Here is a 19,526-nt window from a genome sequence, read left to right on the forward strand (position 1 = left end):
TCAGAGCACCTCCGGTGCGAGCGAGATGATCTTCATGAACCGCTTGTCGCGCAGCTCACGACCCACCGGGCCAAAGATGCGGGTGCCGCGAGGCTCGCCGTCGCTCTTCAGGATCACGGCGGCGTTCTCGTCGAACTTGATGTAGGAACCGTCGGGACGGCGGCGCTCCTTGGCGGTCCGGACGACGACAGCCTTGATGACGTCGCCCTTCTTCACGTTGCCGCCCGGGATCGCGTCCTTGACGGTGGCGACGATGGTGTCGCCGATTCCGGCGTAGCGACGGCCGGAGCCACCGAGAACGCGGATGCAGAGAATCTCCTTGGCACCCGTGTTGTCGGCGACCCGAAGTCGCGACTCCTGCTGGATCATTTGAATGAACTCCTGTCGTCGAACTGGTTCTCGCGCGGACTTTTTCCGGCGAGCCTGGCCGAACGGATAGTTGCTGTGCTGACCGGGGCGGCACGCGTACGTGTGTCACGCACCGCCCCAGCCATGTGTGAAGGCGCGGCAGAAGGCCCTTCTACTTCGCCTTCTCGAGGATCTCCACCAGGCGGAACCGCTTGGTAGCGGACAGCGGGCGGGTCTCCATGATGACGACCAGGTCGCCGATACCGGCGCTGTTCTGCTCGTCGTGTGCCTTGACCTTCGTGGTGCGACGGATGACCTTGGCGTAGAGCGGGTGCTTCACCCGGTCCTCGACCTCGATCACGATGGTCTTGTCCATCTTGTCGCTGACCACGTAGCCACGGCGCACCTTGCGCGTCGCACGCTGGGCCTCGGGGGCCGCAGCAGTCGTGTTCTCGCTCATTGCCTCACTCACTCACGCTCGGAGCCGTACGGATGCCGAGCTCGCGCTCACGCAGGATCGTGTAGATCCGAGCGATGTCGCGACGCACGGCCTTGAGACGACCGTGGCTCTCGAGCTGGCCGGTCGCCGACTGGAAGCGGAGGTTGAAGAGCTCCTCCTTGGCTTCCTTCAGCTTGGCGACGAGAGCCTCGTCATCCATGCCATCCAGATCGATGGGGGCAAGCCCCTGCGTACCGATAGCCATCAGACACCACCCTCGCGCACCACGAAGCGGCACTTCATCGGGAGCTTGTGCATCGCGCGGCGCATGGCCTCGCGAGCAAGGGACTCGTCAACACCGGCCAGCTCGAAAACGATCCGGCCCGGCTTGACGTTAGCGACCCACCACTCCGGCGAACCCTTACCGGAACCCATGCGGGTCTCGGCAGGCTTCTTCGTCAGCGGACGGTCAGGGTAGATGTTGATCCACACCTTGCCGCCACGCTTGATGTGGCGAGTCATTGCGATACGCGCCGCCTCGATCTGGCGGTTGGTGACGTACGCCGGCTCCAGAGCCTGGATGCCGAAGTCGCCGAACGCGATCTGCGTGCCACCCTTGGCCGCGCCGGAGCGCGACGGGTGGTGCTGCTTGCGGTGCTTGACCCTGCGCGGGATCAGCATGGTCAGGCCTCCGTTCCGGTCTCTGCGGCCGGAGCAGCAGCTGCCTCAGCCACGGGGGCTGCCTCAGTGCTGCGCTCGGCCGGACGCTCGTTGCGACGTCCGCCACCACCACGACGCTCGCCACCGCGCTCGCCGCGCTCGGGGCGATCGCCACGACCGCGACCCGCACGAGGTGCGGCAGTAGCCTGCTGAGCGGCGAACTCCTTCTCGGTGACCTCGCCCTTGTAGATCCACACCTTCACGCCGATGCGGCCGAAGGTGGTGCGGGCCTCGTAGAAGCCGTAGTCGATGTACGCACGGAGCGTGTGCAGGGGCACGCGGCCCTCGCGGTAGAACTCCGAACGGCTCATCTCGGCGCCGCCGAGGCGGCCGGCGACCTGCACGCGGATACCCTTCGCGCCGGCACGCTGGGCGGACTGCATGCCCTTGCGCATCGCACGACGGAAGGAGACACGGCTGGCCAGCTGCTCGGCAATGCCCTGAGCAACGAGCTGCGCGTCGATCTCCGCGTTCTTGACCTCGAGGATGTTGAGCTGGACCTGCTTGCCGGTGAGCTTCTCGAGCTCGCCGCGGATGCGGTCTGCCTCAGCTCCTCGGCGGCCGATCACGATGCCCGGACGTGCCGTGTGGATGTCCACGCGGACACGGTCGCGGGTGCGCTCGATCTCGACCTTGGAGATACCGGCACGCTCGAGGCCAGTGCCCATGAGCTTCCGGATCTGAACGTCCTCACGGACGTAGTCGCGGTACCGCTGACCGGGCTTGGTGCTGTCGGCGAACCAACGCGACCGGTGGTCAGTCGTAATACCCAGGCGGTACCCGTGCGGGTGAACCTTCTGTCCCACTATCGGGCCCCTTCCTTGTCTGCGAGCACCACGGTGATGTGGCTGGTGCGCTTAAGAATGCGCGTAGCACGTCCCTGAGCCCGCGGGCGGAAACGCTTGAGCGTCGGCCCCTCGTCCACGAACGCGACGGAGACGACCAGGTCGCCCTCGTCGAAACGCTCGCTCGCGCGGTCGGCCTTCACCCGAGCGTTGGCGATCGCGCTCTCCACAACCTTGCGGATCGGCTCGCTGGCGGCCTGCGGTGCGAACTTCAGCACCGCGACGGCCTCAGAGGCCTGCTTGCCACGGATGAGGTCCACGACGCGCCGGGCCTTCTGGGGCGTGACACGGACGAACCGCGCCTGCGCCTTGGCTTCCATTGCTGTCCTGCTTCCTTTTCTCAGACAGTCCAGATCATCACTGCTGTGGTGGGGAGACCCCCACGCCTCAGCGGCGACGACCCTTCCTGTCGTCCTTCACGTGGCCGCGGAAGGTCCGCGTGGGAGCGAACTCGCCGAGCTTGTGGCCGACCATCGACTCGGTCACGAAGACCGGGACGTGCTTGCGACCGTCGTGCACGGCAAAGGTGTGACCGAGAAAGTCGGGCGTGACAACCGACCGACGGGACCAGGTCTTGATAACTGTCTTGGTCCCCTTCTCGTTCTGGACGTCCACCTTCTTCTGGAGGTGTCCGTCTACGAAGGGGCCCTTCTTCAGGCTACGAGGCATGTTTCAGGCTCCTATCAGCGCTTCTTGCCGGTACGACGGCGACGGACGATCATCCGGTCGCTCGACTTGTTCGGACGGCGGGTACGACCCTCGGCCTGGCCCCAAGGGCTGACCGGGTGGCGTCCACCGGACGTCTTGCCTTCACCACCACCGTGGGGGTGGTCCACCGGGTTCATGGCGACACCACGCACGGTCGGGCGCTTGCCCTTCCAGCGCATGCGGCCGGCCTTGCCCCAGCTGATGTTCGACTGCTCGGCGTTGCCGACCTCGCCGACCGTTGCACGGCAGCGCAGCTCGACGTTCCGGATCTCGCCGGACGGCATGCGCAGCTGCGCATAGGCGCCGTCCTTGGCAACGAGCTGCACGGACGCACCAGCCGAACGGGCGATCTTCGCACCGCCACCGGGCCGAAGCTCGATGGCGTGGATGACCGTACCGGTCGGGATGTTGCGCAGCGGCAGGTTGTTGCCGGGCTTGATGTCAGCACCCGCACCAGCTTCGATGCGGTCGCCCTGCGACAACTTGTTCGGCGCGATGATGTAGCGCTTCTCGCCGTCCGCGTAGTGCAGGAGCGCGATGCGCGCCGTGCGGTTGGGGTCGTACTCGATGTGAGCGACCTTCGCAGGCACGCCGTCCTTGTCGTGACGACGGAAGTCGATGACGCGGTAGGCACGCTTGTGGCCACCGCCCTTGTGACGCGTCGTGATACGACCGGTGTTGTTACGGCCACCGGTCTTGCTCAGCGGTCGGATCAGCGACTTCTCGGGCTGCGAGCGCGTGATCTCGACAAAGTCGGCGACGCTGGAGCCGCGGCGGCCGGGCGTCGTCGGCTTGTACTTACGGATTCCCATGGAAACCTGTCCTCAATCGTCTCTCGTCAGCTCAGCCGACCGGACCGCCGAAGATGTCGATCGTGCCCTCGCGGAGGGTGACGATCGCACGCTTCGTGTCCTTGCGCTTGCCGAGGCCAAAACGCGTGCGACGCGTCTTGCCCTTGCGGTTCATCGTGTTCACCGACGCGACCTTGACGCTGAAGACCTTCTCGATAGCGATCTTGATCTCGGTCTTGTTGGCGCTCGGGTCCACGATGAAGGTGTACTTGCCCTCGTCGAGAAGGTTGTAGCTCTTCTCGGAGACGACCGGCGCGAGCAGGATGTCGCGCGGGTCCTTCACGGTGACGGTCACTTGGCAGTCTCCTCAGCGGTCTCGGACCCGATCTCCGACTCAGTGGCGACAGCCTTCGCGCCCTTGGTCGGGCCCTCGAGGAACGCGGCAAGCGCACCCTCGGTGAAGATGACGTCGTCGGAGACGAGCACGTCGTAGGTGTTCAGCTGGTCAGCGACCAGGAGGTGCACCTCGGGCACGTTGCGCAGGGACCGGTGCGTGGCCTCGTCACCGCGGAGCGTCACGACGAGCACGTTGGCGCGCGTCGTCAGCTTCGTGATCGTGGCGAGCGCCGTCTTGGTCGACGGGGCACCATCGATGCCGAAGCCGGCAACGACGTGCACGCGACCGGCACGAGCGCGGTCCGAAAGCGCGCCGCGAAGAGCGGCAGCCTTCATCTTCTTCGGGGTGCGCTGGTCGTAGCTGCGCGGCTGCGGGCCGTGGACGACGCCACCGCCGGCGAACTGCGGAGCACGCGTCGAACCCTGGCGGGCGCGACCTGTGCCCTTCTGCTTGTACGGCTTGCGGCCGCCACCGCGGACCTCGCCACGAGTCTTCGTGGACGCTGTGCCCTGGCGGGCCGCTGCGCGCTGCGCAACAACCACCTGGTGGATCAGCGGGATGTTCACGGCCACGTCGAACACCTCAGCAGGGAGCTCGGCGGTGCCGGACTTCTTGCCCTGGGCGTCCAGGACGTCGACAGTCAGAGCGGACATCGGGTTCACGCTCCCTTCGCGGCGTTACGCACGAGGACGACGCCACCCTTGGGGCCCGGAACTGCGCCCTTGACGAGCAGCAGGCCCTTCTCTGCGTCGACCGCGTGAACGGTCAGGTTCTGGGTGGTCTGACGGTCATTACCCATCCGACCTGCCATCCGCATGCCCTTGAAGACTCGCGACGGCGTCGAAGCGCCACCGATCGAGCCGGGCTTGCGGTGGTTACGGTGCGCACCGTGCGAGGCACCCACGCCGGAGAAGCCGTGACGCTTCATCACACCGGCGGTGCCCTTGCCCTTGGTGGTGCCAACCACGTCGACCACAGCGCCGGCCTCGAAGGCCTCAGCGGTGATCTCCTGGCCGAGTGTGAACTCGGAGGCATTCTCGGTACGGATCTCGGCCACGTGACGGCGCGGCGTGACGCCGGCCTTCTCGAAGTGGCCCTTGAGGGGCTTGGTGACCTTGCGCGGGTCAACCTGGCCGGTCGCGAGCTGGACAGCCGCATAACCGTCGGCGTCCACCGTGCGAACCTGGGTCACCACATTGGTGCCCACGGAGACCACTGTCACCGGGACGAGGCGGCCTGCCTCGTCCCAGAGCTGGGTCATACCGAGCTTGGTCCCGAGCAACGCGGTCACGTTCTTCTGCTGGTTGGTCATGATGTCCTCCAGCCTCAGAGCTTGATCTCGATGTTCACGTCCGCCGGCAGGTCGAGTCGCATGAGCGAGTCGACGGCCTTGGGCGTGGGATCGATGATGTCGATAAGCCGCTTGTGCGTACGCATCTCGAAGTGCTCACGGCTGTCCTTGTACTTGTGAGGCGACCGGATCACAACGAAGACGTTCTTCTCCGTCGGCAGCGGCACCGGACCCACGACCGTCGCACCAGCGCGAGTGACCGTGTCGACGATCTTGCGCGCCGAACTGTCGATCACCTCGTGGTCGTAGGACTTGAGCCGGATGCGGATCTTCTGTCCCGCCATGGCGTCGTCTGACTCTCTCTCTCGAACCGCTACTGTCCGACCCACGCACTCGGGCGTGTCGCTTAAAGCGGCACAGCCGGGCGCATAACACCATCGCTGGTGCCGGGGCCGTTGGGAAGTGATCTCGTCCTGGCTGTACAGCCGGGACCGACCACGACGTTTGCCGAGCCTGCTCGGAACAGTCCCTCCGGAAGACCGGAGGACGTGTGCTCCGCGGGGCGCCTAGTACGCATCGAATAGCAGGCGATAAACCCCACGTCCCCTCACCCGGATTTCCCCGGGAGGGTGACCGCTCCAGCCTCTGCTGACCCCGAACGAATCCGGGACCAGGGACTGCGGTTCTGCACACTGTTCGACACTTGAAAGAGCGCGCCCTTGACAGGCAACTATGCAATCTTGCCACACGTCTCCGCATGTACCAAACGGAGGACGGTGTGACGCCTACTACTTGCACGATGAGGCCCGGACGCCGAAGCACCCGGGCCTCATCGCTCGATGACTTACGTCAGCTGTTTCTGCGCTCCAAGATCACTTGAGGATCTTGGTCACACGGCCTGAACCGACCGTGCGGCCACCCTCGCGGATGGCGAAGCCCAGACCCTCCTCCATGGCGATCGGCTGGATGAGCTCGACCGACATCTCGGTGTTGTCGCCGGGCATGACCATCTCGGTGCCCTCGGGCAGCGTGATGACGCCGGTGACGTCCGTGGTGCGGAAGTAGAACTGCGGGCGGTAGTTCGAGTAGAACGGGTTGTGACGGCCACCCTCGTCCTTGCCCAGGATGTAGACCTGAGCCTCGAAGTTCGTGTGCGGGGTGATCGAACCCGGCTTCACGATGACCTGGCCGCGCTCGACGTCCTCGCGCTTGATGCCACGCAGGAGCAGACCGGTGTTGTCGCCGGCCTGTGCCTGGTCCATCTGCTTGTGGAACGTCTCGATGCCCGTGACCGTGGTCTTCTGCGGCTCGCGGATACCGACGATCTCGACGTCAGAGTTGACGTCCAGCTTGCCACGCTCGACCTTGCCGGTGACGACCGTGCCACGACCGGTGATCGTGAAGACGTCCTCGATCGGCATGAGGAACGGCTTGTCGAGGTCGCGCACCGGCTCCGGCACGTGCTCGTCGACAGCGTCCATCAGCTCGACGACCTTCTCGACCCACTCGGCGTCGCCCTCGAGAGCCTTGAGGCCCGAGACGCGGATGACGGGAGCGTTGTCGCCGTCGAACTCCTGCGACGACAGCAGCTCACGGACCTCCATCTCGACGAGCTCGAGGATCTCCTCGTCGTCGACCATGTCGGACTTGTTGAGCGCCACCATCAGGTACGGAACGCCGACCTGGCGGGCGAGCAGCACGTGCTCACGCGTCTGGGCCATCGGACCGTCCGTCGCGGCAACCACCAGGATCGCGCCGTCCATCTGCGCGGCACCGGTGATCATGTTCTTGATGTAGTCGGCGTGACCCGGGGCGTCGACGTGCGCGTAGTGGCGCTTCGGCGTCTCGTACTCGATGTGCGCGATGTTGATCGTGATACCGCGCTGCTTCTCCTCCGGCGCGGCGTCGATCGTGTCGAACGCCTGCGCGGTGTTCGCCGGAAGGTCCGGGTACTTGTCCGCAAGCGTCTTCGAGATCGCGGCGGTCAGCGTCGTCTTACCGTGGTCGACGTGACCGATCGTGCCGATGTTGACGTGCGGCTTGGTCCGCTCGAACTTGGCCTTAGCCACTGGGGTCCTCCTGGGACTTGGGTAGATGTTCCGAACGTTGCAGATGCTCGGCCAAGAAGCCTACAACTGCGGGGCGTGCGGCTCTTCCTACAGGTTGGTTGTGCGGGTCGACCTGTGGGGACTCACTCGCCCCGGGTCTTCTTGATGATCTCTTCGGCAACTGCCTTGGGAACCTCGGCATAGCTGTCGAACTGCATCGAGTACACCGCGCGACCCTGGGTCTTCGACCGGAGGTCGCCGATGTAACCGAACATCTCGCTCAGCGGCACCTGGGCGCGAACGACCTTGACGCCGGTCGCGTCCTCCATGGACTGGATCATGCCACGTCGGGAGTTGATGTCGCCGATCACGTCGCCCATGTACTCCTCGGGCGTACGCACCTCGACGGCCATGACCGGCTCGAGCAGGACCGGGTCGGCGCGCCTGACGCCTTCCTTGAAGACCATCGAACCGGCAATCTTGAACGCCATCTCCGAGGAGTCGACGTCGTGGTACGCACCGTCGATCAGCGACGCCTTGACGCCGACGACCGGGAAGCCTGCCAGGACACCCTGCTGCATGGCCGACTGGATACCGGCGTCGATGGACGGGATGTACTCACGCGGGATACGGCCACCGGTGACGGCGTTCTCGAACTCGTAGAGCTCGCCCTCCGTCGTCTCCAGCGGCGAGAAGGTCACCTGGACCTTGGCGAACTGGCCGGAACCACCGGTCTGCTTCTTGTGCGTGTAGTCGACCTTCTCCGCAACGCGGCGAATGGTCTCGCGGTAGGCGACCTGCGGCTTACCGACGTTTGCCTCGACCTTGAACTCGCGACGCATACGGTCGACGAGGATGTCGAGGTGGAGCTCGCCCATGCCGCCGATGACGGTCTGGCCGGTCTCGTCGTCCAGGCGCACCCGGAACGTCGGGTCCTCCTGCGCGAGCTTCTGGATAGCGGTCGACAGCTTCTCCTGGTCGGCCTTCGTCTTCGGCTCGATGGCCACGTCGATGACGGGCTCAGGGAAGCTCATCGACTCGAGGATGACCGGGTGCGCCGGGTCGGACAGGGTGTCACCGGTGGTGACGTCCTTGAGCCCGATGAACGCGTAGATGTGCCCCGCGTGAGCTTCCTCGACCGGGTTCTCCTTGTTGGAGTGCATCTGGAAGAGCTTCCCGATGCGCTCCTTCTTGCCCTTGGTCGAGTTCTGCACCTGCGCGCCCTGCGAGACCTTGCCCGAGTAGACGCGGACGTAGGTCAGCTTGCCGAAGAACGGGTGCGTGGCGACCTTGAAGGCGAGGGCCGAGAACGGCTCCGCCTCGTCCGGGCGACGCTCGATGACCTTCTCCGCGTCCTTGACGTCGACGCCCTGGACAGCCGGCACGTCGAGGGGGGTCGGCAGGTAGTCGATCACGGCGTCGAGCATGGGCTGGACGCCCTTGTTCTTGAACGCCGAGCCGCACAGGACCGGGAAGGCAGCCGAGGTGATGACCAGCTTGCGGATGCCAGCCTTGATCTCCGCGACCGTGAGCTCCTCGCCGGCAAGGAACTTCTCGAGCAGCTCGTCGTCGGCCTCTGCGACGGCCTCGACGAGGGCGGCGCGGTACTCCGCGGCCTTCTCGACGAGGTCGGCCGGGATCTCCTGGACCTCGTACGCGTCGCCCATCTGCGTCTCGAGGGGCCAGACCAGCGCCTTCTCCTCGATCAGGTCGACGACGCCGGTGAACTCGCTCTCCGACCCGATGGGCAGCTGGATGACCAGCGGCTTGGCCTTGAGGCGGTTGATGATGGTGTCGACGGTGAAGTAGAAGTCCGCACCGAGCTTGTCCATCTTGTTGACGAAGCAGATACGCGGGACGTCGTACTTGTCCGCCTGGCGCCAGACCGTCTCCGACTGGGGCTCGACGCCCTCCTTGCCGTCGAACACGGCAACGGCACCATCGAGCACGCGGAGCGAACGCTCCACCTCGACCGTGAAGTCGACGTGACCCGGCGTATCGATGATGTTGATCTGGTTGTTCTTCCAGTAGCAGGTCGTCGCGGCGGACGTGATCGTGATGCCGCGCTCCTGCTCCTGCTCCATCCAGTCCATCGTCGACGCACCGTCGTGCGTCTCACCGATCTTGTAGTTCACACCGGTGTAGAACAGGATGCGCTCGGTCGTCGTGGTCTTGCCGGCATCGATGTGGGCCATGATGCCGATGTTGCGGACCTTGTTCAGGTCAGTCAGCACGTCGAGTGCCACGGTGTCTTACCCCTTGGTCTGAAGGTGGGCTGGGGGCCGGCGGTCAAGCATCCACCGACGGCCCCGGGGTGACCCGGGGCCGCTCGGAAGCTACTACCAGCGGTAGTGCGCGAAGGCCTTGTTGGAGTCGGCCATCTTGTGCATGTCCTCGCGGCGCTTGACCGCAGCACCGAGACCGTTCGACGCGTCGAGGATCTCGTTCATGAGACGCTCGGTCATCGTCTTCTCGCGACGTGCGCGGGAGAAGTCGGTGAGCCAGCGCAGCGCGAGCGTGGTCGCGCGCACCGGGCGCACATCGACCGGCACCTGGTAGGTGGCGCCACCAACACGGCGGGAACGCACCTCGAGCGCGGGGCGGACGTTGTCCAGCGCGCGCTTGAGCACCACGACCGGGTCGCCGTCAGTCTTGGAGCGGACACCCTCGAGGGCGCCGTAGACGATCGCCTCGGCGGTCGACTTCTTGCCGTCGAGCAGGACCTTGTTGATCAGCTGCGTGACAACCGGGGACCCGTACACCGGGTCAACGATGAGCGGCCGCTTCGGGGCCGGACCCTTGCGGGGCATCAGCTCTTCTCCTTCTTGGCGCCGTACTTGCTCCGACCCTGCTTGCGACCCTTGACACCCTGGGTGTCGAGAGCGCCGCGGACGATCTTGTAACGGACACCGGGAAGGTCCTTCACACGGCCGCCGCGCACGAGCACGATCGAGTGCTCCTGCAGGTTGTGGCCGACACCGGGGATGTACGCGGTGACTTCGGTACCGGAGGAGAGCTTCACGCGCGCGACCTTGCGGAGCGCCGAGTTCGGCTTCTTGGGGGTGGTGGTGTACACGCGAGTGCACACACCGCGCCGCTGAGGGGAGGCATGAAGGGCCGGCGTCTTGGACGCCGTGACCTTCGAAGTACGCCCCTTGCGGACGAGCTGCTGGATCGTAGGCACTACGTCTCCGTCGTCTTCTTGAGCTTCGGTGACGCCCTGCCGGCGTCCCCGTCGATGGTTCTGGCTTGTGCGTGCCGATCGCATGCGGCACCCACAGCCCCCACGGGGACTGCTACGCCACGTACCACCGGCTCGATGGCCCGGCTCCACCATCGGGGCACGACGTGCCCCGGAGGATTACACCGGGATGCCCACGCACTCACATCGGCCGCTTCCGAAGCTGCCTTGCGGCTGCCTTCAAGAGGTGCGGCCCGACGGCGCGGGCACGAATTTTAAGAATACCCGCGTGTCCACGGGGGGTCAAAACGAATCGGGTGTGAGATGCGCCCGATGATCCGCCAAGCAGTGCGCCTGCCCGGTTCCGGCCGGACCCGACCACCAAGGGTCGAGCCGGTCGGGACCGGGCAGGCGCGCTACTTCAGGAACAGAGGATCAGGTCAGCGGAAGTCGCCGAGGTCCAGGTCCTCCAGCGGGATCGCCTCGCCCGAGCCCATGCCGAGCGTCGGGAAGTCGATCTCGTCGTAGCCGAAGCTCGGGTAGAGCTCGGCCTTGGCCTGCTCGGTCGGCTCGACCTCGACGTTGCGGTAGCGGGGAAGACCCGTACCGGCCGGGATGAGCTTACCGATGATGACGTTCTCCTTGAGGCCCAGCAGCGGGTCACGGCGACCGCTCATCGACGCCTCGGTGAGCACTCGGGTGGTCTCCTGGAAGGAGGCCGCCGAGAGCCACGAGTCGGTGGCGAGCGAAGCCTTCGTGATACCCATCAGCTCCGGGCGGCCGGCGGCCGGCTGGCCACCCTCCGACACGGCCTTGCGGTTGGCGTCCTCGAAGCGCATGCGCTCCGCGAGCTCACCGGGCAGCAGGTGCGAGTCACCCGAGTCGAGCACGGTCACGCGACGCAGCATCTGCCGCACGATGACCTCGATGTGCTTGTCGTGGATGTCCACGCCCTGGCTGCGGTAGGTCTCCTGGACCTGGTCCACCAGGTGCGTCTGCGTCGCACGCGGACCGAGGATCCGCAGCACCTTCTTCGGGTCGACAGCACCCTGCACGAGCTGGGTGCCCACGGTGACGTGGTCCCCGTCCGTGATCTTGAGGCGCGCACGCTTCGTGACGGGGTACTTGATCTCCTCGCCACCGTCGTCCGGCGTCAGCACGAGGTGACGCGTCCGCTCGGTGTCCTCGATCGTCACGCGACCCGTGTACTCCGCGATCGGCGCCTCACCCTTGGGGGTGCGGGCCTCGAAGAGCTCGGTGACACGCGGCAGACCCTGCGTGATGTCCTCAGCGGCAGCCACACCACCGGTGTGGAAGGTACGCATCGTCAGCTGCGTACCCGGCTCACCGATCGACTGCGCCGCGATGATGCCGACGGCCTCGCCGATGTCCACGAGCAGGCCCGTGGCCAGGGAGCGGCCGTAGCACTTGGCGCAGGTTCCGACGCGGGACTCGCAGGTCAGGACCGAACGGACCTTGACGCTCTCGATGCCCGCGGCGATCACCTGGTCGATGATGACGTCGCCGGCGTCCGAACCAGCGGTCGCGATGACGTTGCCGTCGGCGTCCGCCACGTCGGTCGCGAAGGTACGCGAGTAGATGCTCGTCTCGACGCGGTCGTCCGGGATGAGCGAGCCGTCCGCGAGCTTCTCCGCGACCGGCAGCGTGAGACCACGCTCGGTGCCGCAGTCGTCCTCGCGGATGATGACGTCCTGCGAGACGTCCACCAGACGACGGGTCAGGTAACCCGAGTCCGCCGTACGGAGGGCCGTGTCGGCCAGACCCTTACGGGCACCGTGCGTCGCGATGAAGTACTCGAGGACGGACAGGCCCTCGCGGTAGTTGGACTTGATCGGGCGAGGGATGATCTCGCCCTTCGGGTTCGCCACGAGACCGCGCATACCGGCGATCTGACGGACCTGCATCCAGTTACCACGGGCACCCGAACCCACCATGCGCATCACGGTGTTCCGCGCGTCCTTCTCGAGGTGCTCCCGCATGACCGACGCGACTCGGTCGGTGGCCTGCGTCCAGATCTCGATGAGCTCCTGACGACGCTCGTCGTCGGTGATCAGACCCTTCTCGAACTGCTGCTGGACCTTGAGGGCCCGCGCCTCGTGCTCGTCGAGGATCGCGGCCTTCTCGGTCGGCGCAGCGACGTCGGAGATGGCGATCGTGACGCCGGAGCGCGTCGCCCACCGGTAGCCGGCGTCCTTCAGCGCGTCCAGCGCCGCGGCCACCTCCACCTTCGGGTAACGCTCCGCGAGGTCGTTGACGATCGTCGAGAGACGCTTCTTGTCGGCGATCCCGTTCTCGTACGGGTAGTCGACGGGCAGCGTCTCGTTGAAGAGATACCGGCCGAGGGTGGTGTCGAACAGGAGCTGCTGCCCCTGCTCCCAGCCCTCCGGAGCCTCGAAGTCCTTCAGCGGCGGCACGAGGTCCGACATCCGCAGCTTGATCTTGGCGTTGATGTCCAGCTCGTTGCGGTCGAACGCCATGATGGCCTCGGCCACGGAGCCGAACGCACGGCCCTCACCGAGAGCGTCCGGACGGTCGCTCGTGAGGTGGTGCAGACCGATGATCATGTCCTGCGAAGGCATGGTCACCGGACGGCCGTCCGACGGCTTGAGGATGTTGTTGCTCGAGAGCATGAGGATGCGGGCCTCGGCCTGCGCCTCGGCGCTCAGGGGCAGGTGCACAGCCATCTGGTCACCGTCGAAGTCGGCGTTGAACGCGCCGCACACGAGCGGGTGCAGGTGGATGGCCTTGCCCTCGACGAGCTGCGGCTCGAACGCCTGGATGCCCAGGCGGTGCAGCGTCGGCGCACGGTTCAGGAGCACGGGGTGCTCCGTGATGACCTCTTCGAGCACGTCCCAGACCACGGCACGCGTGCGCTCGACCATGCGCTTGGCGCTCTTGATGTTCTGCGCGTGGTTGAGCTCCACGAGCCGCTTCATGACGAACGGCTTGAACAGCTCGAGCGCCATCTGCTTGGGCAGACCGCACTGGTGCAGCTTGAGCTGCGGGCCGACCACGATGACCGAACGGCCCGAGTAGTCGACGCGCTTGCCGAGCAGGTTCTGACGGAACCGGCCCTGCTTGCCCTTGAGCATGTCGGAGATCGACTTCAGCGGCCGGTTGCCCGGACCCGTCACCGGGCGGCCACGGCGGCCGTTGTCGAACAGCGAGTCGACGGCCTCCTGGAGCATCCGCTTCTCGTTGTTGACGATGATCTCCGGCGCACCGAGGTCCAGAAGCCGCTTGAGGCGGTTGTTCCGGTTGATGACGCGGCGGTACAGGTCGTTCAGGTCCGACGTCGCGAACCGGCCACCGTCGAGCTGCACCATCGGGCGCAGGTCCGGCGGGATGACCGGGACGGCGTCGAGCACCATCGCCGTGGGCGAGTTCGTGGTCGTGAGGAACGCGTTCACGACCTTGAGGCGCTTCAGCGCACGGGTCTTGCGCTGGCCCTTGCCCGAGCGGATGGTCTCGCGCAGCGACTCGGCCTCTGCGTCCAGGTCGAAGTTCTGCAGGCGCTGCTGGATCGCGTTCGCGCCCATGGCGCCCTCGAAGTAGGTGCCGTAGCGGTCCTGGAGCTGCCGGTAGAGCATCTCGTCGCCCTCGAGGTCAGCGACCTTGAGGTTCTTGAACCGGTCCCAGACCTGCTCGAGGCGGTCCAGCTCCTGGTCGGAACGCTTCCGGAGCTGAGCCATCTCGCGCTCGGCGGAGTCACGCACCTTGCGGCGAGCGTCTGCCTTGGCACCCTCGGCCTCGAGCTCGGCCAGGTCGGCCTCAAGCTTCTGGGCGCGGGTGTTGATGTCGTTGTCCCGGCGGTCGGAGATCTCCTTCTTCTCGAGATCGATCTCGTTCTGCAGGTTGGGCAGGTCTTCCTGGCGGGCCTCGTCGTCGACCGACGTGATCATGTAGGCCGCGAAGTAGATGACCTTCTCGAGGTCCTTCGGAGCCAGGTCCAGCAGGTAGCCCAGGCGGGACGGCACACCCTTGAAGAACCAGATGTGCGTGACGGGCGCGGCGAGCTCGATGTGGCCCATGCGCTCACGGCGCACCTTGGAGCGCGTGACCTCTACGCCACAACGCTCACAGATGATGCCCTTGAAGCGCACGCGCTTGTACTTGCCGCAGTAGCACTCCCAGTCGCGGGTGGGACCGAAGATCTTCTCGCAGAAGAGTCCGTCCTTCTCCGGCTTGAGGGTGCGGTAGTTGATGGTCTCTGGCTTCTTGACCTCACCGTGCGACCAGGCACGGATGTCCTCGGCCGTGGCGAGGCCGATACGCAGCTCGTCGAAGACGTTGACGTCGAGCAAGATGGTCCTACTTCCTGAAGTTCTCGAAAACCCTCGTGGTGTCCAGGTCCGCGCCCGGTGTGAACGGGCGCGGACCGGTGTCAGATCTCGTCGACGCTGGAGGCGGCGTTGGGCCGCCTCGAGAGGTCGATCCCGAGCTCCTCAGCGGCGCGGTACACCTCGTCGTCCGACTCCTTCATCTCGATGTGGCTGCCGTCGCTCGAGAGCACCTCGACGTTCAGGCACAGCGACTGCATCTCCTTGAGGAGCACCTTGAAGGACTCCGGGATGCCCGAGTCGGGGATGTTCTCGCCCTTGACGATCGCCTCGTAGACCTTGACACGGCCCGGGACGTCGTCGGACTTGATGGTGAGCAGCTCCTGGAGCGTGTACGCGGCGCCGTACGCCTCGAGTGCCCAGACCTCCATCTCACCGAACCGCTGACCACCGAACTGCGCCTTACCACCCAGCGGCTGCTGCGTGATCATCGAGTACGGGCCGGTCGAGCGCGCGTGGATCTTGTCGTCGACCAGGTGGTGCAGCTTCAGGATGTACATGTAGCCGGTCGAGACGGCCTCGGGGAACGGCTCGCCGGAGCGGCCGTCGAAGAGGAACGCCTTGCCGTCCGCGTTGACCATCCGCTCGCCGTCGCGGTTGGGCAGGGTGGCCCCGAAGAGACCGCGGAGCGCGACCTCCTCCAGACCGTCGAACACCGGCGTGGCGACAGGACGGCCCGGCACGCTCGTGTGTGCGACCTCGGGGAGGCTCTCCAGCCACTCGCCGCCCTTGTCGTCCGCCAGCGAGACGTCCCAGCCCTGCTTGGCGATCCACCCGAGGTGGGTCTCCAGCACCTGGCCCACGTTCATCCGGCCCGGCACACCCAGCGGGTTCAGGATGACGTCGACCGGCGTGCCGTCCTCGAGGAACGGCATGTCCTCCTGCGGGAGGATCTTCGAGATGACGCCCTTGTTGCCGTGGCGGCCGGCCAGCTTGTCGCCGACCGTGATCTTGCGGCGCTGCGCGATGTAGACGCGCACCAGCTGGTTCACGCCGGCGGGCAGCTCGTCGCCGTCCTCCCGGTTGAACTCGCGCACGGCGATGACCGTGCCCTGCTCACCGTGGGGCACCTTGAGCGAGGTGTCGCGCACCTCGCGCGCCTTCTCGCCGAAGATCGCGCGCAGCAGGCGCTCCTCAGGGGTCAGCTCGGTCTCACCCTTGGGGGTGACCTTGCCGACCAGGATGTCGCCCGCGCCGACCTCGGCACCGATGCGGATCACGCCGCGCTCGTCGAGGTCCGCGAGGACCTCCTCGGAGACGTTCGGGATGTCCCGCGTGATCTCCTCGGGGCCCAGCTTGGTGTCGCGAGCATCGACCTCGTGCTCCTCGATGTGGATCGAGGAGAGGACGTCGTCCTCCACGAGGCGCTGCGACAGGATGATCGCGTCCTCGTAGTTGTGGCCCTCCCACGACATGAACGCGACCAGCAGGTTGCGGCCGAGCGCGAGCTCGCCCTCGTCCGTGGCCGGGCCGTCCGCGAGGACGGAGCCGACCTCGATCCGGGCACCCTCGTCGACCAGCACGCGCTGGTTGTAGCTCGTGCCCTGGTTCGAGCGCACGAACTTGTGCACGCGGTACGAGCCCGTCGTGCCGTCGTCGTTCGCCACGAGCACCAGGTCGGCCGAGACCTCGGTGACGACACCTGGCTTGGTCGCCACGATGACGTCGCCGGCGTCGACAGCCGCGCGGCGCTCCATACCGGTACCGACCACAGGGGCCTCGGACCGGACCAGCGGCACCGCCTGGCGCTGCATGTTCGCACCCATGAGGGCGCGGTTCGCGTCGTCGTGCTCGAGGAACGGGATCAGGGCCGTCGCGACCGACACCATCTGGCGCGGCGAGACGTCCATGTAGTCGACCTCGGCACCCGGGATGTCGTTGGTCTCGCCACCCTTGGTGCGGACGAGCACGCGGTCGAGGACGAACGTGCCGTCCGCGAGCAGCGGCGTGTTCGCCTGCGCGATGATGTAGCGGTCTTCGTCATCGGCCGTCAGGTACTCGATGTTGTCGGTGACCTTGCCGTTCTCGACCTTGCGGTACGGCGTCTCGATGAACCCGAACGGGTTGATGCGACCGAACGACGCGAGCGAACCGATCAGACCGATGTTCGGACCCTCAGGGGTCTCGATCGGGCACATGCGGCCGTAGTGCGACGGGTGGACGTCACGGACCTCCATGCCGGCGCGGTCGCGGGACAGACCACCCGGGCCCAGCGCGTTCAGACGACGCTTGTGCGTCAGGCCGGCGAGCGGGTTGTTCTGGTCCATGAACTGCGACAGCTGCGAGGTGCCGAAGAACTCACGGATCGACGCGACGACCGGACGGATGTTGATCAGCGTCTGCGGCGTGATGGCCTCGACGTCCTGCGTGGTCATGCGCTCGCGAACGACGCGCTCCATGCGGGACAGACCGGTGCGCACCTGGTTCTGGATGAGCTCACCCACGGCGCGGATGCGGCGGTTGCCGAAGTGGTCGATGTCGTCGACCTCGACGCGCACCTCGACCGGCTTGCCGTTGCGCATGCCGGACAGGACCTGCTTGTCAGCGTGCAGCGCCGCGAGGAACTTGATCGTGGCCACCACGTCGGTCAGCGACAGAGTGGACTCGGCCAGCTCCGCGTCGACACCGAGCTTCTTGTTCGCCTTGTAGCGGCCGACCTTCGCGAGGTCGTAGCGCTTCGGGTTGAAGTAGAAGTTCTCGAGCAGCGCGCGACCGGCCTCGACCGTGGGCGGCTCACCCGGGCGGATCTTGCGGTACAGGTCGACCAGGGCCTCGTCCTCCGTGTGGACGTGGTCCTTCTCGAGCGTGTCGAGCACCGACGGGAACTCGGCGAACTCCTCGCGGATCTCCGCCTCGCTCATGCCGAGGGCCTTGAGCAGCACCGTGACGGACTGCTTGCGCTTGCGGTCGACGCGCACGCCGACGGCGTCGCGCTTGTCGATCTCGAACTCGAGCCAAGCACCACGCGACGGGATGATCTTCGCGGAGAAGACGTCCTTGTCGCTGGTCTTGTCCGGGGTGCGCTCGAAGTAGACACCCGGGGAACGCACCAGCTGGGAGACGACGACGCGCTCGGTGCCGTTGATGATGAAGGTGCCGCGGGCCGTCATGAGCGGGAAGTCACCCATGAAGACGGTCTGGCTCTTGATCTCACCGGTGGTGTAGTTGACGAACTCCGCGGTGACGAACAGCGGGGCCGCGTAGGTGAAGTCCTTCTCCTTGCACTCGTCCGCCGTGTACTTCGGCGGCTCGAAGCGGTGGTTCGAGAAGGAGAGAGACATCGAGGAGCCGAAGTCCTCGATCGGGGAGATCTCCTCGAAGATCTCCTCGAGGCCCGAAGTTTCCGGGACATCATTACGGCCAGCCGCCTTGGCAGTTTCCACCCGGCCCTGCCAGGCTGGGTTACCAAGAAGCCAGTCGAAGCTCTCGGTCTGGAGGCCAAGCAGGTCGGGGACCTCGAGTGGCTCATAGATCTTTGCGAAAGAAACGCGACGGGAAGCGGTACGGTTCGCAATGGCTTCGGCGGACGGAGCTGAAGGGGTGCGCGAGGCAGCCAAGAGGGGTCCTTCCCTGCAGTTCGAGTGAACGCTGTACGCTCTGCGGTGCTGCAGGAAGCTCTGCCGGATTCACCGGTCGCCGGAGGGCATCCCACAAGCGGGGATGCAACCAGGACTTGCGGGAAGCAGGGGGAGGCGTCGAGGGCACACGCGGGCGCAAAGCGCTAGCATACCTATCTCCCTTAAGTATGTCCAGTCGCCCCAGTCCCTGCACGTCGAGACGCCCCGAGATCGCGAATCGTTGCGTATCCGCACCGGCGCGGCCACAACGGCTGAACTGGGCAAACACGAGAGGCCCGCACCCCGAGGGGTGCGGGCCTCTGCAGTCGGCGGACGGCGCCCGGGACGAGCCCGGGCCGCCGTCACACCAGCCCGAAGGCGTCTACGCCAGAGGTCACTTGATGGTGACGGTGGCGCCGGCGCCCTCAAGAGCAGCCTTGGCCTTCTCGGCGGCGTCCTTGTCGGCAGCCTCGAGAACCGGCTTCGGCGCGCCGTCGACCAGGTCCTTGGCCTCCTTGAGACCGAGGGACGTGAGCGCGCGCACCTCCTTGATGACCTGGATCTTCTTGTCGCCAGCGGCCTCGAGGATGACGTCGAACTCCGTCTTCTCCTCCACGGCCTCGGCAACGGCGGCCGGGCCGGCAACGGCAACGGCGGCCGGGGCGGCGGCGGAGACGTCGAACTTCTCCTCGAAGGCCTTCACGAACTCCGAGAGCTCGAGAAGGGTGAGCTCCTCAAAGGTGGACAGGAGCTCTTCGGTGCTGAGCTTCGCCATGTTGGCGTTCCTTTCGGTAATCGCTTCGCGGGCCGGTCAGCCCGCCAGAAGCAGGGGGTTTGTTG

General features: G+C 66.1%; 19 protein-coding genes. All 19 read right to left on the bottom strand.

The features are described 5' to 3' along the window. The 19 genes from rplN to rplL all read right to left on the bottom strand — a co-directional run bounded on the left by rplN (nucleotide 1) and on the right by rplL (nucleotide 19,461). Nucleotides 1-369 (bottom strand): 50S ribosomal protein L14, encoded by a 369-nt coding sequence (rplN, locus tag APR04_RS07905; RefSeq protein ID WP_253869171.1) that lies wholly within the window; start codon nucleotides 367-369, stop codon nucleotides 1-3. Between the two features lie 151 nt (nucleotides 370-520). Then, nucleotides 521-808, bottom strand: a complete 288-nt coding sequence (gene rpsQ / locus APR04_RS07910) for a 30S ribosomal protein S17 (protein WP_253869172.1) — start codon at nucleotides 806-808, stop codon at nucleotides 521-523. A 4-nt stretch (nucleotides 809-812) separates the two neighbouring features. Beyond that, a complete protein-coding gene (gene rpmC, locus APR04_RS07915) occupies nucleotides 813-1,052 on the bottom strand; it encodes a 50S ribosomal protein L29 (RefSeq protein ID WP_108492296.1) in 240 nt (79 codons plus the stop codon). After that, nucleotides 1,052-1,468 carry a 50S ribosomal protein L16 gene (rplP, locus tag APR04_RS07920; RefSeq protein WP_020016120.1) on the bottom strand — a complete coding sequence of 139 codons (417 nt, stop codon included), beginning with the start codon at nucleotides 1,466-1,468 and terminating at the stop codon, nucleotides 1,052-1,054. The genes rpmC and rplP overlap by 1 nt, the downstream gene beginning before the upstream one ends. Nucleotides 1,469-1,470: 2 nt before the next feature. Continuing rightward, complete coding sequence (gene rpsC, locus APR04_RS07925; protein ID WP_253869173.1) at nucleotides 1,471-2,313, bottom strand: 30S ribosomal protein S3; 843 nt, start codon at nucleotides 2,311-2,313, stop codon at nucleotides 1,471-1,473. Next, the gene (gene rplV / locus APR04_RS07930) at nucleotides 2,313-2,672 is read right to left on the bottom strand and encodes a 50S ribosomal protein L22 (protein WP_253869174.1); all 360 of its coding nucleotides are present in this window, start codon (nucleotides 2,670-2,672) and stop codon (nucleotides 2,313-2,315) included. The genes rpsC and rplV overlap by 1 nt, the downstream gene beginning before the upstream one ends. A 67-nt stretch (nucleotides 2,673-2,739) precedes the next feature. Continuing rightward, entirely contained in the window at nucleotides 2,740-3,021 is a 282-nt protein-coding gene (gene rpsS / locus APR04_RS07935; protein ID WP_253869175.1) for a 30S ribosomal protein S19, read from the bottom strand. A 14-nt stretch (nucleotides 3,022-3,035) separates the two neighbouring features. Further along, the gene (gene rplB / locus APR04_RS07940; protein WP_253869176.1) at nucleotides 3,036-3,872 is read right to left on the bottom strand and encodes a 50S ribosomal protein L2; all 837 of its coding nucleotides are present in this window, start codon (nucleotides 3,870-3,872) and stop codon (nucleotides 3,036-3,038) included. A 31-nt stretch (nucleotides 3,873-3,903) separates the two neighbouring features. Next, nucleotides 3,904-4,206, bottom strand: a complete 303-nt coding sequence (rplW, locus tag APR04_RS07945) for a 50S ribosomal protein L23 (RefSeq protein ID WP_129788480.1) — start codon at nucleotides 4,204-4,206, stop codon at nucleotides 3,904-3,906. Then, on the bottom strand, nucleotides 4,203-4,901 hold the full coding sequence (gene rplD / locus APR04_RS07950) for a 50S ribosomal protein L4 (protein WP_253869177.1): 699 nt from the start codon (nucleotides 4,899-4,901) through the stop codon (nucleotides 4,203-4,205). The genes rplW and rplD overlap by 4 nt, the downstream gene beginning before the upstream one ends. 5 nt (nucleotides 4,902-4,906) lie before the next feature. After that, nucleotides 4,907-5,560, bottom strand: coding sequence for a 50S ribosomal protein L3 (gene rplC, locus APR04_RS07955; RefSeq protein WP_253869178.1), 654 nt, complete (start codon nucleotides 5,558-5,560; stop codon nucleotides 4,907-4,909). A gap of 14 nt (nucleotides 5,561-5,574) precedes the next feature. Continuing rightward, nucleotides 5,575-5,883: a 30S ribosomal protein S10 gene (gene rpsJ, locus APR04_RS07960; RefSeq protein WP_019146773.1), complete on the bottom strand. Its 309-nt coding sequence runs from the start codon at nucleotides 5,881-5,883 to the stop codon at nucleotides 5,575-5,577. A 528-nt stretch (nucleotides 5,884-6,411) separates the two neighbouring features. Further along, a complete protein-coding gene (tuf, locus tag APR04_RS07965; RefSeq protein WP_253869179.1) occupies nucleotides 6,412-7,608 on the bottom strand; it encodes an elongation factor Tu in 1,197 nt (398 codons plus the stop codon). 122 nt (nucleotides 7,609-7,730) lie between these two features. Beyond that, nucleotides 7,731-9,833, bottom strand: a complete 2,103-nt coding sequence (gene fusA / locus APR04_RS07970) for an elongation factor G (protein WP_253869180.1) — start codon at nucleotides 9,831-9,833, stop codon at nucleotides 7,731-7,733. A gap of 93 nt (nucleotides 9,834-9,926) precedes the next feature. Further along, complete coding sequence (gene rpsG / locus APR04_RS07975) at nucleotides 9,927-10,397, bottom strand: 30S ribosomal protein S7 (RefSeq protein ID WP_253869181.1); 471 nt, start codon at nucleotides 10,395-10,397, stop codon at nucleotides 9,927-9,929. Beyond that, on the bottom strand, nucleotides 10,397-10,771 hold the full coding sequence (gene rpsL / locus APR04_RS07980; protein ID WP_108492305.1) for a 30S ribosomal protein S12: 375 nt from the start codon (nucleotides 10,769-10,771) through the stop codon (nucleotides 10,397-10,399). Before rpsL ends, rpsG begins: the two co-directional genes overlap by 1 nt. Before the next feature lie 437 nt (nucleotides 10,772-11,208). Then, entirely contained in the window at nucleotides 11,209-15,093 is a 3,885-nt protein-coding gene (locus tag APR04_RS07985) for a DNA-directed RNA polymerase subunit beta' (protein ID WP_253869182.1), read from the bottom strand. Between the two features lie 80 nt (nucleotides 15,094-15,173). Beyond that, a complete protein-coding gene (gene rpoB / locus APR04_RS07990) occupies nucleotides 15,174-18,686 on the bottom strand; it encodes a DNA-directed RNA polymerase subunit beta (RefSeq protein WP_253869183.1) in 3,513 nt (1,170 codons plus the stop codon). Nucleotides 18,687-19,080: 394 nt separating this feature from the next. After that, nucleotides 19,081-19,461 carry a 50S ribosomal protein L7/L12 gene (gene rplL / locus APR04_RS07995; RefSeq protein WP_253869184.1) on the bottom strand — a complete coding sequence of 127 codons (381 nt, stop codon included), beginning with the start codon at nucleotides 19,459-19,461 and terminating at the stop codon, nucleotides 19,081-19,083. Nucleotides 19,462-19,526 lie beyond the last annotated feature (65 nt).

It is taken from the genome of Promicromonospora umidemergens (genome assembly GCF_024171995.1).
Lineage (GTDB): Bacteria > Actinomycetota > Actinomycetes > Actinomycetales > Cellulomonadaceae > Promicromonospora > Promicromonospora umidemergens.

What these genes read in the sequence shown, in the direction of transcription:
- rplB (WP_253869176.1), bottom strand. Translation starts at nt 3,872, where the DNA reads ATGGGAATCCGTAAGTACAAGCCGACGACGCCCGGCCGCCGCGGCTCC.
- rplC (WP_253869178.1), bottom strand. Translation starts at nt 5,560, where the DNA reads ATGACCAACCAGCAGAAGAACGTGACCGCGTTGCTCGGGACCAAGCTC.
- rpsS (WP_253869175.1), bottom strand. Translation starts at nt 3,021, where the DNA reads ATGCCTCGTAGCCTGAAGAAGGGCCCCTTCGTAGACGGACACCTCCAG.
- rplP (WP_020016120.1), bottom strand. Translation starts at nt 1,468, where the DNA reads ATGCTGATCCCGCGCAGGGTCAAGCACCGCAAGCAGCACCACCCGTCG.
- rpsJ (WP_019146773.1), bottom strand. Translation starts at nt 5,883, where the DNA reads ATGGCGGGACAGAAGATCCGCATCCGGCTCAAGTCCTACGACCACGAG.
- rpsG (WP_253869181.1), bottom strand. Translation starts at nt 10,397, where the DNA reads ATGCCCCGCAAGGGTCCGGCCCCGAAGCGGCCGCTCATCGTTGACCCG.
- rplL (WP_253869184.1), bottom strand. Translation starts at nt 19,461, where the DNA reads ATGGCGAAGCTCAGCACCGAAGAGCTCCTGTCCACCTTTGAGGAGCTC.
- rpsQ (WP_253869172.1), bottom strand. Translation starts at nt 808, where the DNA reads ATGAGCGAGAACACGACTGCTGCGGCCCCCGAGGCCCAGCGTGCGACG.
- rplD (WP_253869177.1), bottom strand. Translation starts at nt 4,901, where the DNA reads ATGTCCGCTCTGACTGTCGACGTCCTGGACGCCCAGGGCAAGAAGTCC.
- rplV (WP_253869174.1), bottom strand. Translation starts at nt 2,672, where the DNA reads ATGGAAGCCAAGGCGCAGGCGCGGTTCGTCCGTGTCACGCCCCAGAAG.
- rplN (WP_253869171.1), bottom strand. Translation starts at nt 369, where the DNA reads ATGATCCAGCAGGAGTCGCGACTTCGGGTCGCCGACAACACGGGTGCC.
- rpmC (WP_108492296.1), bottom strand. Translation starts at nt 1,052, where the DNA reads ATGGCTATCGGTACGCAGGGGCTTGCCCCCATCGATCTGGATGGCATG.